The organism is Streptomyces kebangsaanensis (genome assembly GCF_001906585.1).
Taxonomy (GTDB): Bacteria; Actinomycetota; Actinomycetes; order Streptomycetales; family Streptomycetaceae; genus Streptomyces; species Streptomyces kebangsaanensis.
In genome coordinates this window covers 42,380-58,547 of record NZ_JUJA01000096.1, presented here as the reverse complement: position 1 = coordinate 58,547, position 16,168 = coordinate 42,380, and the positions used below count along the sequence as shown (strand labels likewise).

At 71.3% G+C, this 16,168-nt stretch carries 18 protein-coding genes; 15 read left to right on the top strand and 3 right to left on the bottom strand.

Features of this window, described 5'->3' with window-relative positions:
* Positions 1 to 39 precede the first annotated feature (39 nt).
* The 3 genes from RH94_RS14230 to RH94_RS14220 form a co-directional block, all read right to left on the bottom strand.
* A complete protein-coding gene (locus tag RH94_RS14230; protein WP_073947969.1) occupies positions 40 to 525 on the bottom strand; it encodes a hypothetical protein in 486 nt (161 codons plus the stop codon).
* The gene (locus RH94_RS14225) at positions 522 to 1,055 is read right to left on the bottom strand and encodes a DUF4913 domain-containing protein (RefSeq protein WP_073947989.1); all 534 of its coding nucleotides are present in this window, start codon (positions 1,053 to 1,055) and stop codon (positions 522 to 524) included. Before RH94_RS14225 ends, RH94_RS14230 begins: the two co-directional genes overlap by 4 nt.
* A 209-nt stretch (positions 1,056 to 1,264) precedes the next feature.
* Entirely contained in the window at positions 1,265 to 2,020 is a 756-nt protein-coding gene (locus RH94_RS14220; RefSeq protein ID WP_073947968.1) for a DNA-methyltransferase, read from the bottom strand.
* A gap of 510 nt (positions 2,021 to 2,530) precedes the next feature.
* Here RH94_RS14220 and RH94_RS14215 point away from each other — a divergent pair.
* The 15 genes from RH94_RS14215 (at position 2,531) to RH94_RS14145 (ending at position 16,057) form a co-directional block, all read left to right on the top strand.
* Positions 2,531 to 3,646, top strand: coding sequence for a C40 family peptidase (locus RH94_RS14215; RefSeq protein ID WP_073947967.1), 1,116 nt, complete (start codon positions 2,531 to 2,533; stop codon positions 3,644 to 3,646).
* Positions 3,647 to 3,742: 96 nt separating this feature from the next.
* Positions 3,743 to 4,054 carry a DUF6112 family protein gene (locus RH94_RS14210; protein WP_107428712.1) on the top strand — a complete coding sequence of 104 codons (312 nt, stop codon included), beginning with the start codon at positions 3,743 to 3,745 and terminating at the stop codon, positions 4,052 to 4,054.
* Entirely contained in the window at positions 4,054 to 4,740 is a 687-nt protein-coding gene (locus RH94_RS14205; protein WP_073947966.1) for a hypothetical protein, read from the top strand. The genes RH94_RS14210 and RH94_RS14205 overlap by 1 nt, the downstream gene beginning before the upstream one ends.
* Before the next feature lie 15 nt (positions 4,741 to 4,755).
* Complete coding sequence (locus RH94_RS14200) at positions 4,756 to 6,147, top strand: SCO6881 family protein (RefSeq protein ID WP_073947965.1); 1,392 nt, start codon at positions 4,756 to 4,758, stop codon at positions 6,145 to 6,147.
* Positions 6,148 to 6,228: 81 nt separating this feature from the next.
* Positions 6,229 to 7,701, top strand: a complete 1,473-nt coding sequence (locus tag RH94_RS14195) for an SCO6880 family protein (RefSeq protein WP_073947964.1) — start codon at positions 6,229 to 6,231, stop codon at positions 7,699 to 7,701.
* A 54-nt stretch (positions 7,702 to 7,755) separates the two neighbouring features.
* On the top strand, positions 7,756 to 8,211 hold the full coding sequence (locus RH94_RS14190) for a DUF6238 family protein (RefSeq protein ID WP_107428710.1): 456 nt from the start codon (positions 7,756 to 7,758) through the stop codon (positions 8,209 to 8,211).
* 28 nt (positions 8,212 to 8,239) lie between these two features.
* On the top strand, positions 8,240 to 9,745 hold the full coding sequence (locus tag RH94_RS14185; protein ID WP_073947962.1) for a VirB4 family type IV secretion system protein: 1,506 nt from the start codon (positions 8,240 to 8,242) through the stop codon (positions 9,743 to 9,745).
* Between the two features lie 210 nt (positions 9,746 to 9,955).
* Positions 9,956 to 10,615, top strand: a complete 660-nt coding sequence (locus tag RH94_RS14180) for a hypothetical protein (RefSeq protein ID WP_234425759.1) — start codon at positions 9,956 to 9,958, stop codon at positions 10,613 to 10,615.
* 319 nt (positions 10,616 to 10,934) lie between these two features.
* Complete coding sequence (locus RH94_RS14170) at positions 10,935 to 11,717, top strand: hypothetical protein (protein WP_073947959.1); 783 nt, start codon at positions 10,935 to 10,937, stop codon at positions 11,715 to 11,717.
* A 108-nt stretch (positions 11,718 to 11,825) separates the two neighbouring features.
* Complete coding sequence (locus RH94_RS14165) at positions 11,826 to 12,926, top strand: hypothetical protein (RefSeq protein ID WP_073947958.1); 1,101 nt, start codon at positions 11,826 to 11,828, stop codon at positions 12,924 to 12,926.
* Between the two features lie 35 nt (positions 12,927 to 12,961).
* The gene (locus tag RH94_RS14160; protein WP_073947957.1) at positions 12,962 to 13,417 is read left to right on the top strand and encodes a hypothetical protein; all 456 of its coding nucleotides are present in this window, start codon (positions 12,962 to 12,964) and stop codon (positions 13,415 to 13,417) included.
* Between the two features lie 425 nt (positions 13,418 to 13,842).
* Complete coding sequence (locus RH94_RS14155) at positions 13,843 to 14,610, top strand: hypothetical protein (protein WP_324614269.1); 768 nt, start codon at positions 13,843 to 13,845, stop codon at positions 14,608 to 14,610.
* Entirely contained in the window at positions 14,585 to 14,944 is a 360-nt protein-coding gene (locus RH94_RS46340) for a hypothetical protein (protein WP_324614268.1), read from the top strand. The genes RH94_RS14155 and RH94_RS46340 overlap by 26 nt, the downstream gene beginning before the upstream one ends.
* Positions 14,945 to 15,017: 73 nt before the next feature.
* Positions 15,018 to 15,515: a hypothetical protein gene (locus RH94_RS14150; RefSeq protein WP_073947956.1), complete on the top strand. Its 498-nt coding sequence runs from the start codon at positions 15,018 to 15,020 to the stop codon at positions 15,513 to 15,515.
* A 101-nt stretch (positions 15,516 to 15,616) separates the two neighbouring features.
* The gene (locus tag RH94_RS14145) at positions 15,617 to 16,057 is read left to right on the top strand and encodes a hypothetical protein (RefSeq protein WP_073947955.1); all 441 of its coding nucleotides are present in this window, start codon (positions 15,617 to 15,619) and stop codon (positions 16,055 to 16,057) included.
* Positions 16,058 to 16,168 lie beyond the last annotated feature (111 nt).

Here is a 16,168-nt window from a genome sequence, read left to right as displayed (position 1 = left end):
GCTGGGGCTGGGGTCAGCGGTAGCTGCCTGGGCTTCAGGTCAGCGGGCTGCCTGACGGTACGTGAGCGCCTGGGCGGGGCGGGGAAGGCCGGGCATCGCAGAGGGCAGCGGCCCTGGCTTCGAAATGGGCCCGCGGGTGGTGAGCTGCGGGGAACGGGAGCGGGCTGCGTGGGTCCGGGCGCTGAGGGGCCTGCGGTTCATGCCCAGGCGTTTACCGACGGTGTCGTATACGTCGTTGCCGGCACGGGGCCGTACCGCGACGACGTGGACCTCCCGTCGGTGTGCGGACGTCTCGGGCGCCGGACGGATGCCGTAGACGACGCGCCACTCCTTGCGGGAATCCACGAACAGCTTCCGGTAGCCCTCCAGGTCGCCGGTGAGTCTCGTCCCGAAGCGCTCGGCGTTCACGACTTCTTGCAGGTAGGCGAGGGTGAGGTCGCGGATGTCGCCGGGGGCCTGAATCAGGTCGGTCAGGGCGCGCGGGTCGAAGCTGAGCCCGAAGGCCGGCTGCTGCCCGGCGCTCACGACGTCGACTCGCCGGGCACGTCGGCCTCCGAGGCGTTCGCCTTCTCTGTACGGGCCGAGGGCGGCGGGCCGGGCAGGAGGCGGTGCGCGGGCCGGTCCGGTGAAGTCATGCACGCCGACAGCGGACCGCCCGGTCCTCTGACGGCAACCATAGTGTGGGTGAGGAAGTCGCGGTGCCACACGAGCAGACCGCTCAGCCCGGCCTCGGGGTCCTTGTGCTGCTGGTAGGCCAGCCACAGCGCGTGCAGCCAGGCCACGACGTCGCTGTGCTCCTGCCACTGCAAGCACCACGGGGCGGCCGTGGTGACCTCGGCCCCGTAGACCGGCAGGAGGAAGTCGTCGACCCAGTCCGACAAGGCGTCGAGTTCGTCCTCGTACTCCTCGCCCTCCAGCTCCAGAATCGGGCGCGGCTCGGGCGGCGCGGCGGAGGCAGGTCCGCCGAGCCCCGGCAGGCCGAATGCGGCGAAGGCTGATGCCGGAGCCGAGGCGAGATGGTCAAGTTGCTGGGCCTGCTGGGCGGATTGTTCCATCAGCTTCCGGACGCTTGCCTCGATCCCTTCGAGGTGCGGGTCCGGAACCCTTATCGGCTCCAGTCCCCCACCGTTGTGGGAGTCAACGGACTCGGACATGGAAAGGCGGGCCTCCTTGAATCGCGGGAGAACAGGTGAGGGGGCGCCGCGGCGTACTGACGGCCGCTAGAAGGACCCCGAATCCGTGTTGTGGAACGACTGGTGCAGACTCAGGCCGTCAGAACGACGTCATCCTGGGTGAGGGTCTGGCGGACCGTCTCCGTGAGTCGGTCCGCCGCAATGGCGGCATAGTGCTTGGTCTTCTCCACGCCGATGAAGTCGCGTCCTTCCAGCAGCGCGGCGACGCCGGTGGAGCCGGACCCGGCGCAGAAGTCGAGCACCGTGCCACCCGGCGGGGCGATTTTGACCAGCTCGCGCATCACCTCGACCGGCTTCTGCGTGATGTGCTGACGAGCCTTGCCCGACGGTTGCGAGGCGCTGTAGAGACCCGGCAGATAAACCGGGTTGCGGGCGGCGTCGATCGGTCCGTTGGACGCCCAGACGATGAACTCGCAGTTCTGCGTGAACCTGCCCTTTTGCGGTCTGGCCTGCGGCTTGTGCCAGACCAGCACCCCGCGCCACAGCCATCCGGCGGCCTGGATCGCGTCCGTGGTGATGGGAAGCTGCCGCCAGTCGGTGAACAGCAGGGCGGTCCCGCCGGTCTTCGTCAGTCGGTGGGCTTCGGTCATGATCTGGGTCAGCCAGAAGCCGTAGCTGCGCTGGTCCATGTTCTCGCCGGTGAAGTCCGGCAGGGTGTGCTTGGCGTCGGCGGAGGTGTACTTCTGCTTGGCCGAGCGGGACGTTCGCTCCTTGGCGGTCCTGCCGCCGGAGTTGTACGGCGGATCGGTGATCACGGAGTCGACGCAGTCGTCCGGCAGCGTGGACAGCACGCGCAGGGCGTCGCCCTGATGAAGGGAAAAAGGCAAAGAGGTACCCCGATTCGGGCGGGAGGGATTCGAGGGGACACCCCTCGCGCAAGAGAATCCAGGCAGGCTGGAAATCGGGCATGCAGAAGCCCGGGAAACCGCGAACCGGAGGGCGAGGGGAGTCCCAAAACTGTAGAGGCGAATTGGCCGCTCACCAAGAAGTGCCCTGCCAGGGGGACGGATTCCGACCCCTCGCGACGACTTTTTGGTCAACCGCCGATCCGGGCCTACTGTTTTCGAACCGCCCGGCGCACACCGCCGCTGGCACCTTCCCACCACACCTCGCGGAGGTACCCCCTGCCCCGGCACACCTAGCTACCCCGGCCCGCGGACCGAGCGGCAACTCGCCCGCAGGCCGGCGCCTCTCGATCGCCCACCCCGGCCGCCGCGCCCTTCCACCCGCCTCCACGCGTACGCGGCACGCCGGACACCCTCTTTGAAGGAGACCTTCGTGACGTCTCGTCACCCGCCCCTGCCTGCGCCCTCCGTTGTGCGAGGGGGCCGGGCAGGTTGAAGGCGCTCGCCGCCGGCATCGGCGTCGTCGTCCTCTCCCCCGTCCTCCTCGGCGGCGCGGCCATGATGATGGCCACGTCCAGCGAAGCCGCCGCACAGAGCAGCGCGTTCTTCCAGTGCCTGCCCGACCTGGACACCGACAAGGTCACCGAACAGGTCACCAAGATCCTCGACGGCGCGGACGCCTCCGACGTCGCCATCGAGGGCCTGGACCTGCCCGGTGAGCAGATCCCGAACGCACAGACCATCGTCGCCACCGGGATCAGTCTCCACGTGCCCAAGCGCGGGCAGATCATCGCTCTCGCCACCGCCATGCAGGAATCCCGGCTGCGCAACCTTGCCTACGGAGACCGCGACTCCCTGGGCCTGTTCCAGCAACGGCCCAGCCAGGGCTGGGGCACGGCCGAGCAGATCCGCGATCCCGTCCACGCGTCCGAGAGGTTCTACCAGGCGCTCCTGCAGGTGAGCGGCTGGCAGCAGATGACCGTGACCCAAGCCGCCCAAGCCGTGCAGAAGTCCGGCTACCCGGACGCCTACGCCCAGTGGGAGCCGCTGGCGACCGCGCTGCAGAAGGCCATCGCCGCCACCTTCCCCGGCGCCAGCGACGATGCCGGCCAGGAGACCGACGACGCCCTGTCACTGTCCGGCTGCACCACGCAGGACGGCTCGCCCTTCGGGAAGATCCCGGAAGGCACCGTCCCGAAGGGTTACAAGATCCCCAAGGACGCCGACCCGCGCGCCCGCACGGCGATCGTCTGGGCGATGCATCAGCTCGGCACGATGTACCAGTGGGGCGGCACCTGCACCGCGCCGCACGGACCGGACCCGATGGGCCGCTGCGACTGCAGCTCGCTGATGCAGCAGGCGTTCGCCAAGGCCGGCATCCAGCTCACCCGCACCACGTACACGCAGGTCAGCGAGGGCAAGGCCGTCTCCGTGAAGGCCATGAAGCCCGGTGACCTGATCTTCAGCCGCGGCACCGCCGCACGTCCCGAGCACGTCGGCATGTATCTGGGCGAGGGACTCGTCATCGAAGCTCCGCGCACGGGCAAGCCCGTGCGCATCACCCCGCTCAAGGACTGGGACGTCCTCGCCGCCCGCCGCGTCGCCTGACGAGACCCCCTTCCTCGCGCCCATTGCGCACCCCCCTTCAGTCTTCCCGCCCGCCGGGCCCGTCGGCCTGTGCTTGCAAGGAGCCGAGCCATACCCATGACCCCCTTCGCCGACCGCTTCATCCAGCTCGCCTACGACCCTGGCATCTCCCCCAAGGGCGGTGGCCTGCCGGGGCTCTCCGTCCTGAAGAACGTCGTCAGCAGCATCAACCTCTTCGGCATCGTGGCCGTCGTCGGCGCCCTCGCCGTCTCCCTCGGCGTATGGGCCTGGGGACACCACACCGGTGGCCACCAGGCCGAGGCGAACGGGAAGAAGGGCGCGGTCGTCGCGGCCGGCGCCGCGCTCGGCCTCGGCGCTGCCAACGGCATCGTCGCGTTCTTCTCCGCCCTCGGCTCCCAGGTCCGCTGATGCGCAACCGATTCTTCTCCTTGTCAGGCTACGGAGCTGGCTGGTCCGCGAACCGCCGTTTCACGTTGGTCGCGATCGGGCTGGCCTGCCTGCTCGCCATCGCCGCCGCAACCGCCTACTTCATTGGTCGCGGCGAGCAGCCCCGATCGCCCGGCAGTCCCGCAGCGACTTCGTCGCCCGGCACAGCGCCTTCGGCCGGTACGCAGGATCCGGCGGACGAGACTGGCTCGGTTCCCGCGCCGCCGCGGATCTCCGATCCCGTCGCCTTCGCCAAGGCCGCAGCCGAGATGCTGTGGTCCTACGACACCCGCGACACCAGCCGCGAGCAGCAGCTCGCCGGCATGGAGGCGTGGATGACGACGGAGAGCGAGTACAGCGACTGGGCGTCGGTCTCCGCGCAGATGCCCGACCCGACCCTGTGGTCGCGCATGGCCGACCAGAGGCAGCACGCCACCGCCACCGCCGCCGAGGCCCACTACCCGGCCGCGTTCAAGCAGGCCCTGGCCGAGGACCCTTCCGCGATCACCGAGGCGTACATCTATGCCGTGACCGTCACCGGCAAGCAGACCATCGCCTGGGCCAAGGGTGGCGGCGGTGCGGAGGACCGCTCCATCACCCTCGCCGTGCAGTGCCGGCCCTCGGCCGACTGCTCGCTCGTCGCCATCGCCCCGAGCGTCGCGCCCTGACCGAGAGGAGTCCTCATGGGGTTCTGTGATCTCCCCCTCGCGGACAAGGTCTGCGCGGTCGGCGAAGCCGTGGATTTCGCCTCCGACCCGGGCAAGGCGATCGGCGACTGGATGGCCCGGAGCGCCGGCGAACTCGCCGCCGCCTCGGCCGACCTCGCGGCCAGGGCGGTCGACTCCACCACCCGCGTCGATCTCAACGCGACCTGGTTCCGCGACAACTACGAGACGATCCTTCCGATCGCCCTGGTCGTTCTGGTGGCCACGTTCTGTGCCCAGCTCGTCCGTGCCGCGATCCGACGCGACAGCCAGGCCCTGGCGCAGGCGTTCACCGGCACGGCCTCCGGTGTGCTCTTCGCGTTCGCCGCCATCTCCCTGACCACCGTCGCGATCGAAGTGGTCGACGCCCTGTCCGCCGGCCTGCTCAAAGCCGCGAACCTGGACATCGAGTCCGCGGTCCGCCGCATCGTCAAGGTCGGGCAGCTCGGCGCCGTCAGCAGCCTGGGCTGGCTCGTGATGGTGCTCGCCGCGCTCGGAGCCGCCCTCGGAGCGCTCCTCTACTGGTGCGTGATGATGGTCCGCAAGGTCGGCATCCTGGTCATGGTCACGCTGGCCGCGTTCGCCGGGGCCGGCGGCGGCTGGGAGGTCGCACGCCGGTGGCGCAAGGGCTGGATCGAGGCCACCGCCACCCTCGTCGTCTCCAAGCTGCTGATGACGATCATCTTCGTCCTCGGCGTCGCGGCCATGGGCAGGACCGAGGCCGAGGACGGCCTGGCCGCGCTGGCCGATGTCCTCGCGGGCATCGTGATCATGATCCTGGTGCTGCTCTGCCCCTACGCGACCTTCAAGTTCGTGCACTGGGCGGCCGAAGGGTCCGACGGGGAAACGTTGCACCGTGCCGGCGGCGCCGGTGCGCAGCTCGCCAAGCAGCACGCCGAGCGCGCCGGGAGAAAGGCGGCCGCGATGGCGGCCACCGCCGGAACCGGTGGTGCGGCAGCCGGAGCGGGCGCGGGAGCCGGGGCCGCTCCGCAGGGGCCGGACTCGATCCCCGGTGGCGGCGGGTTTCCCGGCGACATCGCGCCCGGCCCGAGCGGTGGAAGCGTCGGCCGGAACGGGGCGCAGAACCCCCCGACAGGCGCTTCGCCCGGAGGGGACGGCGTCAAGTCCGGGTTGGAGAAGGCCGTACAGCCTGCGCCGACCAGTGTCTCCGAGGACACCAGCGGTCGGGTGGGCGGCAGTCCGGGTACGGGCGGCTCCGGGGCGGGTGCCGCAGCCGGCCAGGTCGGCGGCTGGCAGTCCGCGCCGCCGACCACGACTCCGCCGCCCCAGGGCGCACCACCGTCCTCCAGCAACCAGACCGTCGGGACCAGCGGCACGGCCTCTCCGCCTCCGCCCCCGACCGGCCTCTGACCCTCCGCCCGATCCCCAGAGGCGGGACCCACCACGTCTCGTCTCTGGGATCCCGCCCGCGCGCCTTCAGGACCAGCCCCTTTGTCTGATCTCCCCGTTGCCCCGGTCACGGTGAAATTCCCCCACCGGTCCCGTCGCGGCATCCTCCTCGGCCTCTCCCTCCCGCAACTCGTTCTCGTCTCGGCAGCGCTGGCCCTGCTGCTGATGACGGTCGTCTCCACCGGACTGCTCGGTGCCATCGCCCTGACCCCGCTGTGGGCGGCCGTCGCCGCGCTGGTGCTGATTCGACGACACGGCCGCTCCCTGATCGACTGGGCACCGATCGTCATCCGCTACGCCAACCGTCGCCGTACCGGGCAGACCCTCTGGCTGGCCCGGCCGGTCACCCGGCCTCGGCAGGACGGCGTCCTCCACCTGCCCGGCACAGTTGCCTCGCTCAAGGTCGTCACCCCCGGCGACTCCGCCAACGGTGCCGCCGCCGTCCACGACCCGCACCAGCAGACCCTCACCGCCGTCGCCCGCGTCACGTCCCGCGCGTTCGCCCTGCTCGACCCCTCAACGCAGAACCACAACGTCAACGGCTGGGGACGGGCTCTGGCCGGCATCGCCCGTACCGGCCACGTCGCCACCGTGCAGGTCCTGGAACGGACCGTCCCCGACTCCGGTGACACCCTCACCCGCCACTGGACTCAGAACGGCCAGCCCCACACCCCCGTCGCCGGGCAGATCTACTCCGAACTGGTCGCCTCCGCCGGGCCCGCAGCCGCGCCGCACGAGACCTACCTCGCCCTCTCCCTCGACCTCAGGGCCGCCAAGCGCCTCATCAGCCAGGCCGGCGGCGGACTCCCGGGCGCGTTCACCGTCATGCAACAGACCACCGCCTCCATCGCCCAAGCCGCCCGTAACGCCGGCCTGATGGTGACCGGCTGGCTGTCCGCCCGGGAAATCGCCGCCGTCATCCGCACCGCCTACGACCCCAAGGCCCTTGCCGCACTGCAGCAGTGGTCCGAGAGCGGCCGTGCCGAAGCCGACCCTGCCGCCGCCGGACCCGTCGTCCAGGTCGAGGAGTACGACCGGCTCGCCACCGACACCGCTCGCCACGCCACGTACTGGGTGGAGAACTGGCCGCGCACCGAAATGGGCGCCGGGTTCCTGCACGGAATCATGTTTACGGCCGGGGTCCGCCGCAGCCTCTCCCTCATCTACGTGCCCCAGGGGCTCGAGTCCGCGCTGCGTGACGTCCAGCGCAAGAAGGCCGCGATCATCGCCGACGCCAACGAACGGGCCCGCCGCGGCCAGGTCGACTCCGAGGAAGACTCCGTCGAGTACGCCGACGTCAAACAGCGCGAACGCCAGCTGATTGCCGGACACGCCGACGTCGCCCTGACCGGCCTGGTCACCGTCACCGCCGAGACCGACGCCCTCCTCGACGCCGCCTGTGCGCAGATCGAGACTGCCGCCGTAACCGCCGGCGTCGACCTGCGCCGCCTCAACTACCAGCAGCCTGACGCCTTCACGCTGGCCGCGCTGCCTCTCGCACGCACCGCCCTGTGAGCACATCCCTCACAGAACGCCCTGTCCCGCCACGGCGACAGGAAGGAACACACTTTGACCTCTCGTATGCGTCCGGCCGAGGCGCACCCCTACCTCCGGGCCTCCACCGCCGGCGTCCGCCATCACACCCGAGCCCTGACACGTCCAGCGCTCACCGCTTCGACGGCAGTAGACCGCGTGCACCTCGACGTGCTCCACGCTCACCTGACCGCCCTGCACCAACTCCTCGACCAGCTAGCCGAATCCACCCGGCCACCGCATCCCGCCGCAGGCCGGCACCTCGCCACTGCACAGACCCGGCTGTGGCAAGCCACCGCCGAGGTCCACTCAGCCTTCCACGTCCTCCCCGCCGCCTCGGCCGAGGCCACAGAGTGCGCCCCGGAACAGCTTCCGGAAGGACCGCCGGTCCTCACGATCTGCCAGCGCCACTTGGCCGCCGGACACATCGTCCGCCGCAAGACCACCCCTACCGACCTCAACCGCCCGCACACCACCGCATGCGCGCGATGAGCACCCCTCGCCGAACGGAGGGCCTCCCATGAGCCACCGGCCCGCCCGACGCGCCTCCGCGTCCCCGCTGTTCACCCCACACGGCACCGACCGGGCCAGCCGCAAGGCAGCTCGCCGTCAGCTCGCCGAAGCCGCCGCCAAGGCCCGAGCCGAAGCGGCCACCCACTCCGCAGGCACCGCTCCCGACGAGCAGGAAGCACCCGCCCCCCTCTACCCGCCGAACGGGCGCCCCGGACCTGCCTCCGCCCGCGGCAACCGGCTGCGGCTGCCGGCCCACCGCATGACCACCGCCATCGCAGCCGGTGCGTACCCGTTCCTCGCCGAAGGCGGGCTCGGCGCAGAGGGCATCTACATCGGCCGCGACGTCCACGCCGAGGCCAGTTTCGTCTTCGACCCCTTCGCGCTGTATGGCAAAGTCGAGGGCTTCACCAACCCCAACGTCCTGTTGGCCGGGGTGATCGGCCAGGGCAAGTCGGCTCTCGCGAAGTCGCTCGCCCTGCGGTCCGTCGCCTTCGGCTACCGCATCTACGTGCCGTGCGACCCGAAGGGTGAGTGGACGCCCGTCGCCCACGCGCTGGGCGGCACCTCCGTTGCCCTCGGCCCCGGGCTCCCCGGCCGTCTCAACCCCCTCGACGCAGCACCACGCCCGGAGAGCATCTCCGAGGCGGATTGGGTCGGTGAGATCCGCAAGCGGCGCCTCCTCCTACTCGGCTCCCTGGCCCAGACGGTCCTCGGCCGGGACCTGCTGCCGATGGAGCACACCGCTCTGGATGTGGCCCTCGACCTGGTGGTCACCCGCGCCGCCGACACCGGCCGCACCCCGCTCCTCGGCGACGTCGCCACCGCCCTCAACAACCCCGCCCAGCTCGACGGAGCCGCCGGGATGATGTCCGGGCGGCTCGGCGACTCGGCACGCGACCTCGCCCACGCCATGAGGAGATTGGTGCACGGTGACCTGGCCGGGATGTTCGACGCCCCTTCCACCGTCATCTTCGACCCCGCCGCACCTATGCTCACGATCGACCTGTCCCGGCTGGGCGGATCCGGCGACGACACCGCCCTCGTCCTCGCCATGACCTGCGCCTCCGCCTGGATGGAATCCGCCCTCACCGACCCGCGCGGCGGCCGGCGCTGGATCGTCTACGACGAGGCGTGGCGCCTGATGCGCCACCCCGGACTCCTCCAGCGCATGCAGGCCCAGTGGAAACTCTCCCGCGGTCTCGGCATCGCCAACCTGATGGTCATCCACCGGCTGTCCGACCTACTCACCGCCGGCGACGCCGGATCCCAGGGCCGCGCCCTGGCCGAAGGACTCCTCGCCGACTGCTCCACCCGGATTATCTACCGCCAGGAGACCGACCAGCTCCACGCCGCAGCCACCCTCCTCGGCCTCACCTCCGTCGAGGCCGAAGCCATCGCCCACCTCAACCGCGGACGCGGCCTGTGGAAGGTCGCCGGCAGGAGCTTCATCGTCCAACACCTGCTCCACGTCCACGAGTTGGCCCTGTTCGACACCGACGCCCGCATGCACTGAGACCAGCGGACTTGCGGACGCCGATCGTGAACCACAAGTCGGCCATCTGCGCTGCGCCGCCGACAGCTCCGCGCTGCCCCCCTCTGCATCCAGGAGGACCCCCTGCATCCACTCCACCTCGGCACCTTCGCCACAGCACTCGCAACGCACCTGCCCGGACAGTGGCACCGCAGGTACGCCGGCTTTCCCCCGCCCGCAGGCCAGCCGCATGTGGCCGACCGGATCTGGGACTGCGGTCCCGCCCACTCGGCCCTGCTCGACTGGCCCGACGCCCCTACGGCCTTCCTCGAAGGACCGGACGGCGAGCAGCTCTGTGTGATGGAGCGCCCCCGCTGTCCCCGCCAGTACCTGGTGGCCCCCGTGCAGCCCGACGGATTCCGACCGCACCACTTCAGCGGGGTCGACGAGCCCAACGGGATCGCAGTCCCCGACGATCCGGTCCGCGCCGCAGCCGCCGTCAGCCGGCGGGTCCTGCCCCGGCTCCGGGATGCCCTGGCAGCCGTACGGCACAACGCAGCCGTACAGCCCGAGCCGCCCCACCGGCCTCCGCCGCCGCAGGTGGCGCGCGTTGTCACCCTGACCTGGTACGAGGACGGCGCCCTCGGCACGCCTTACAAGAGCGTCCCCGAGGACGCCCGCACGGACCTGTACGGGCTCGGCTTCCAGCACCACCCCTACCAGGCCGCGTTCCTGCTTCCTGCCGCGTACGGCGAGGACGGCCGCGACCTGCGCCTGCGGGCGCTGGTTCACCAGCTCGCCCAGAAGGGCATCGGCGTGAACCTCCGCCACACCCCAACACCCACCACTGCAGCCCCGCGCCCGGCCGTCCCCATACCGACCGGCCCCTCGGTGACTGCCCACCGCCGATGACCCGACCGCTCACCGCGCCCTTTCCCGTTCCCAGCCAAGAGGAGCCCCCATCCGCCCCGCCCACCGCACGCTGCCCCTGATCACCGCCGCTGTCTGTCTCGCTCTCGCCGCGACCGCCTGCTCCAGCGACACCGACGGCACCACCCCGGCTGCCGCAGAGCAGACGAAGCCGCCCACCGCCGCACCGAAGCCGGCCCCCGCGCTCACCCCGGCCGAGGCCCGCGACGCCATCGCCTCCTACTCGAAGACGAACAACCTCGCGTACATCAAGCGCGACCGCGCCCTCCTCGACACCGTCGAGGGCGGCCCCCGGTACGCGATGTCGCTGGCCGACCTCAAGGAAGACGACGCCCTGCCGCAGGCGGCCCGAGAGCCCTACCGGCCGTGGTCGTACGACCTTGCCGCAACCGACCTCTACATCCCGCGCCTGAAGCACGGGCAGCAGCGGTGGTTCGCCGCCGTCACCCGGGCCGGCAGCAACAAGCAGTACGCCCGCGTCCTGGTCCTGGCCGAGAACGCGAAGTCGAAGCGGTGGGAGATGGTCGCCACCGTCGACCTCGACAACCCCTCCCAGCTCCCGAAGATCGTGCGGAACAAGGACGGCTACGCCACCGCAGTCGACCCCGCCTCCACGTCCCTGGCCGCTCCCGTCGACCTGCTGCGCTCGGCCGTGACCGACAATTTCGCCACCGGAGGCGACCTCACCGGACGCAAGGTGCTTGCCCCCACCGAGGCCGCCAAGCGGCAGGTCAAGGTCCACAACGACACGGTCCACAAGTTCGGCACCCGAGGCACCACCCAGTTCGCGTCCGCGGCCACGCAGTTCCCCGACAGCTACGCGTTGAAGACCTCCACGGGCGCGCTCGTCGTCTTCTCCCACAACCACACCCAGCACGACGCCGCCGCCTCGCCGGGTCTGGTGATCGTGCCGGACAAGCAGGACCGCGCCTGGCTCGGCACCACGCCCCGCCCCGCCTTCACCTACACCTTCACCTGCTCGGACGTCGCCGCCGTCCCGACCGCGCCCGAGCCGTCCAGGCTGCTGGGCTACGGATGCCGCCGCACGGACGCCGAGGCGAGCGGCCCCAGCACCGCCGTCTAGGAGACCGCATGCAACATCCCGACTTCGAGCTGTACGACAGCACCCGGACATACGCCTGGCAGTACGGGCGCGCCCTCCGTTCCGCCGCCCAGCACCGGACGTCGGCCCATGGCTGACGCGCGGATCATCCTCGCCTACGGCCGCGACACCGGGATCGTCGCCATCGGCCACGGCGAGGGGTACAAGGCTGCGCACCAGGCGCTCGCCGCGTCCGGCTTCCGCCGTGGCGACGACTGGGTGTACCACCTGCCGAACACAGACGAGGACGCCTCACGTGCCACCGTGGCCGGCCTGGTCCGCCACGCCACGGTGCACGGGGTGGAAGTGACCACCAGCAGCCGGCGGCTCATCGGCGACACCGCCCGGGACATCGCCCGCCTGCTGCCCGGCCAGTGGGAGGTACGCATCGAGCTCTACTCTCACCCCGTATGGCAACAGGACCTGGTGCCATGGCTGTGGGACAGCGGCGAGCTCGCCCGCGTCGTCCAGAACGAGCGGATCCCCTACGCCGCCACCCTCACCGACACAGCCAGGACGACCCTGCTGCTCGTCGAACGTCCCGGCCACCAGCTCGACTACCTGGTCGGCGCCTTCGCGCCCGAACCGTTCGAGGAGGGGTACGGCGACCCGCACGCCCCGCGCAGCCTCACCCTGCCCCCGTTCGCCGGCCGCGCGGCCCGGACCATCGCGGACCGGTTCCTGCCCGCCTACGAGCGCGCCGTCCACGCCCGCCGGATCGCAGCCGTCGCCGAGGCCCTCGACCGCATCCGCACCGAGCACAACACCTGGGCCGCCATCGTCGCCTCGGGCCGGTACAGCGCCGCGCCCCCGCTCGGCGCCACCGCGCTCGGCGAGGCGGCCGAGACGTTCCTGAACCGAGCCTGGGCCGAGTTCCTGAACGTCATGCAACATGCTCCCACCCTTCTCGACCGGTGCCGCCCTGCGGCCACCAGCTGGCCCGAGGACGCCCGCGTCCTCGCGCAGCTGGCCGACGCCCTCACCGATGCCGAGGGCCTGGGCAGGGACGCGTCGCTCACGCGAACGGAGCGGGATACGCGGCTCTGGGCGGCCCTCGACACCTGGCTCACCCACAGCGAGCCGTTCCTCCGCCAGGCTCGCGCGGCAACTCCCCCTCGGCAGCACACGGTCCCGGCCGCCGCCCCACCGCGCCAAGCCCTCCCCCGCGGCCCACACGCGCCCCGCCGCTGACCCATCCCACTTTCCACCGGAAGGAGATCTCCTCCTTGGATCCTGACACGCACTTCGTCTTCGGCACCCACAAAGATCACGGCTTCGTCGCCTCCGCCACCTCCTCGATACCCGCCCGCCTGGCCCACTGGTTCCTTGTGCGGGAGCAGTTCGAGCCCGTACCCGGCAAGCCGGGACTCTTCCGGCTCACCGACCCCGAGCGGGACGGGCCACGCCGCACCCGGCAGGCCGTGCAGGACCTGCGTCGTCAGGGATACGCTGTGCACGCCGATGTGGGTCTCGACCCCGCGCAGACGGCCGCACCGCCCAGGCCGACTCGCCCGAACGGGCTGGCCGAACGCCGTAGCCGCATCGCGCGGGCCGCCGCATCTCTCTCCCCGCAGCGCGGGCCGGCACCGAGCACCTCACCCCCGTCCGCACGTCCCGTCCCATCGAAACCCAACGCACCGACCGTTCACCTGACCGCTTCCGCCATCGGACGGTCCCGGTGAACCCCGACACCGAGCCGATCCGCATCACCCGCGGGCCAGGGGGCGAAGTCGAAGTCGAAGGCCGCTTCGACTCCCTCGCCGCGGGCATCCTGCGCCACGCCGGATTCCTCTTCGAGCCAGCCCTGCGCGGCCACTGGATCCGGCTCCCCTTCGACATGGGACGCGACTGGGAGAACCAGCGCGCGACCTGGGCCGCGGAGATGCTCACCGCCGCCCGCTACCCCGTGGACCTCGACCCCGGTCTCCGCCACGACACCCGCCGGCAGGTCGCGCCANGGGCCGGCACGCCCGCCGGCCATGACCGCGCAGGCCCCGCCCGGCCGCCGGTCGCACCGTTGAGCCCGCCTCCAGGAGGAAGCGATCCCCGATACCCCCACGACAGACACAGCGAACTGGTTTCCCGAGCACGCGGCTTCCGACTGCGAATGATGGTCATTGACCGCGAGACCGAGACGGCGCTCGACGCCGCCCGTGACCGCTACGGCCGCACCGTCCACCACCACCACGCCGCAGCAGTCGCACTCGCTCGCCGCAACGAAGCAGCTCTCACGGCGTATGCCACGTATCTCGCCCCGCACGGCGCCCGCCTGCTGGACGCGGCCCGCAGCGTCGTGGACAAGTTGCCTCCGGCCCGGCACGCCAGTGCTTGGCGCGACCTGCTCGACTCCCTCGCCACCTCCCAAGTCGAGATCGTTCGCGTCCTCGACCGTCCCGCCACCACCGACTCGGCCACCGAGCGCGCCCAGCACACCGCCCTGTGGCCGCACCTCGCCTTCTGGATGGACTGCGGCTCCATCGCCGCCGACCTCGCCGACCAGCGTCACCAGCCCGCCCCCGAGCTGACCGCCGAGGAACGGCAGATGTGGACCGAGATGGCCCACGCGGCCCGGCGGCGGGGCGAGCTGGAGCGGTTCGAGTCGTGGTACGCGGCCGACGGTCGCCTCATTAGCCTCGCGTATCTGGTCGAGGACGACGCCTCCACCGTGATCGCGCTTGCCGGAGACCCGGACGCGGCGGGCTGGGAGGTGATCGGGCACTACGACAACGAGTACGCAGCCGGGCAGGCGCTGCCACGGCCGGTCCCGTCCGGAGTGCCCGGATGCCTCGTCTCGGTTCAACCGTCCGGAGCCCGCGCCCGAGCGGCCTCTGCAGGAGCTGCTCCGAGAGGTGATCGAGGCCCGTGCCGCCGGTGACGTCTCCAAGGCCCTGCTGAGCGTCACGCAAACGGGCTACGACGCCGGTGCCCTGGTGCGGCTGGGGTCCCTTCTCGAGGCCGCCGCCGAGTTCTCGCACGCCCTCGGCACCGTGCAGGGCCGGCAGATCGGTGCCCGGATCGACGCTCTCGGCCGGCAGCTCGCCTTTCTCATCCGAGAGGTTCACGAGGCGGCGGAAGATTTCGGCGCGACCGTCGCCGTCCTGCCACCGCACCGCACTCCCAAGCCGCCGTGTCCCCGGCCGCGCCCCGCTCTGGACACCACTCCTCCGGTGCCGGTCCACCGCAGCGCGGCCCCCGCGCGGAGCCCATAGCGCCCTGCCGCGGATGTGCCTGAGCACACGACCCAGCTTCCCGCCTTCCACACAATTTTGAGGAGATCGATCTATGGCTGTCCGAACGAAGTGGACCGTCCAGCACGCCTGTGGCCACGAGGTCGTCCGTGATCTGTCCGACCGCCCCGCAGACCGGCGGGCCGGCTTCGCCCGCTGGCTCGCGGAACGGGACTGCACCGACTGCTGGAAGGCCGCCCGCGATACCGACACCGCCTCCAGGGAGCAGTGGCTCGCCGCCAAGCGCGTCGAGGAGCAGCAGGCCGCCGCCGAGTGGGCCGCCAAGTTCGACATGCCGCCGCTGGAAGGCCCGGAGCGGGCCCTGGACTGGGGCGAACGCTCCCGCCACCAGCTGATGACCGCCGCGCACACCGCGCTCGTCGTCGAGGGTGTCTGGGACGAGGCCGACTGGGCGGAGCTGGAGGAGAAGGCCCGCACGGTCACCCGGGCCGGATGGTGGATCGACCAGCGCGACGAGGACGGCTCTGACCTGCTCGAACTCCTCGACGCCGCGACGGAACAGGACCGCGGCACGGAGAACCCGTTCCGCTGAACCGGACGGAACGTAGCCGCAGATCGCCGGTTAGCCAAACCGGCGATTCTGCGGACCATTGATCCTCCCGCCGCCGCCCCGTTCCGCGTGGAAGGACCTGCATGCTCCCGCCCTCTTGGACCCCTCCGCCGACTCCGGCCTTTGCGCCGACACCTGACCCGCTCACCCCTGCCCGGGACATCACGCACCAGCACTTCCAGGCAGGTGACCGGGTTGTCGTCCTCAAGGGCGTAGCCGGCAAAGAGCTGTGGGGGGATGCGATGCGCGTCGTCGCCCCGTCCTGGCACACCCCGACCGACGAGGACGGATGGCGGCTGCGCGACCCGGACGGAGGCGCGCAGACCTTCATCACCGCCCATTCCCGCTACCTCGTGCACCTCAAGCGCAGCTGCCCGGACTGCCTGATCCACCTGCGGGCCATGGAGGACCACCTGCTGCCAAAGTACGCCGGACACAGCGACGCGATCATCGACTGCGGCTGGTATACCACCACGGCCCTCGGCCAGCTCGTCCACATCGCCGACGCCCGGGGTGCCCGGTGAGTCTCCCCATCCGCCGTCCCGGCCGCGCCCTCGCGCTCCCGCGTGCACGGACCCGGACCACCACCAACACCTCCCGTGGCTGCCGGGCTGCGCCGCTGACCCCCACCTCGC

Bases quoted from the DNA above. Each gene is read 5' to 3' on its own strand.
- RH94_RS14200 (WP_073947965.1), top strand. From the start codon at position 4,756: ATGGGGTTCTGTGATCTCCCCCTCGCGGACAAGGTCTGCGCGGTCGGC.
- RH94_RS14145 (WP_073947955.1), top strand. From the start codon at position 15,617: ATGCTCCCGCCCTCTTGGACCCCTCCGCCGACTCCGGCCTTTGCGCCG.
- RH94_RS14165 (WP_073947958.1), top strand. From the start codon at position 11,826: ATGGCTGACGCGCGGATCATCCTCGCCTACGGCCGCGACACCGGGATC.
- RH94_RS14205 (WP_073947966.1), top strand. From the start codon at position 4,054: ATGCGCAACCGATTCTTCTCCTTGTCAGGCTACGGAGCTGGCTGGTCC.
- RH94_RS14225 (WP_073947989.1), bottom strand. From the start codon at position 1,055: ATGGAACAATCCGCCCAGCAGGCCCAGCAACTTGACCATCTCGCCTCG.
- RH94_RS14155 (WP_324614269.1), top strand. From the start codon at position 13,843: ATGATGGTCATTGACCGCGAGACCGAGACGGCGCTCGACGCCGCCCGT.
- RH94_RS14185 (WP_073947962.1), top strand. From the start codon at position 8,240: ATGAGCCACCGGCCCGCCCGACGCGCCTCCGCGTCCCCGCTGTTCACC.
- RH94_RS14170 (WP_073947959.1), top strand. From the start codon at position 10,935: ATGTCGCTGGCCGACCTCAAGGAAGACGACGCCCTGCCGCAGGCGGCC.
- RH94_RS14150 (WP_073947956.1), top strand. From the start codon at position 15,018: ATGGCTGTCCGAACGAAGTGGACCGTCCAGCACGCCTGTGGCCACGAG.
- RH94_RS14210 (WP_107428712.1), top strand. From the start codon at position 3,743: ATGACCCCCTTCGCCGACCGCTTCATCCAGCTCGCCTACGACCCTGGC.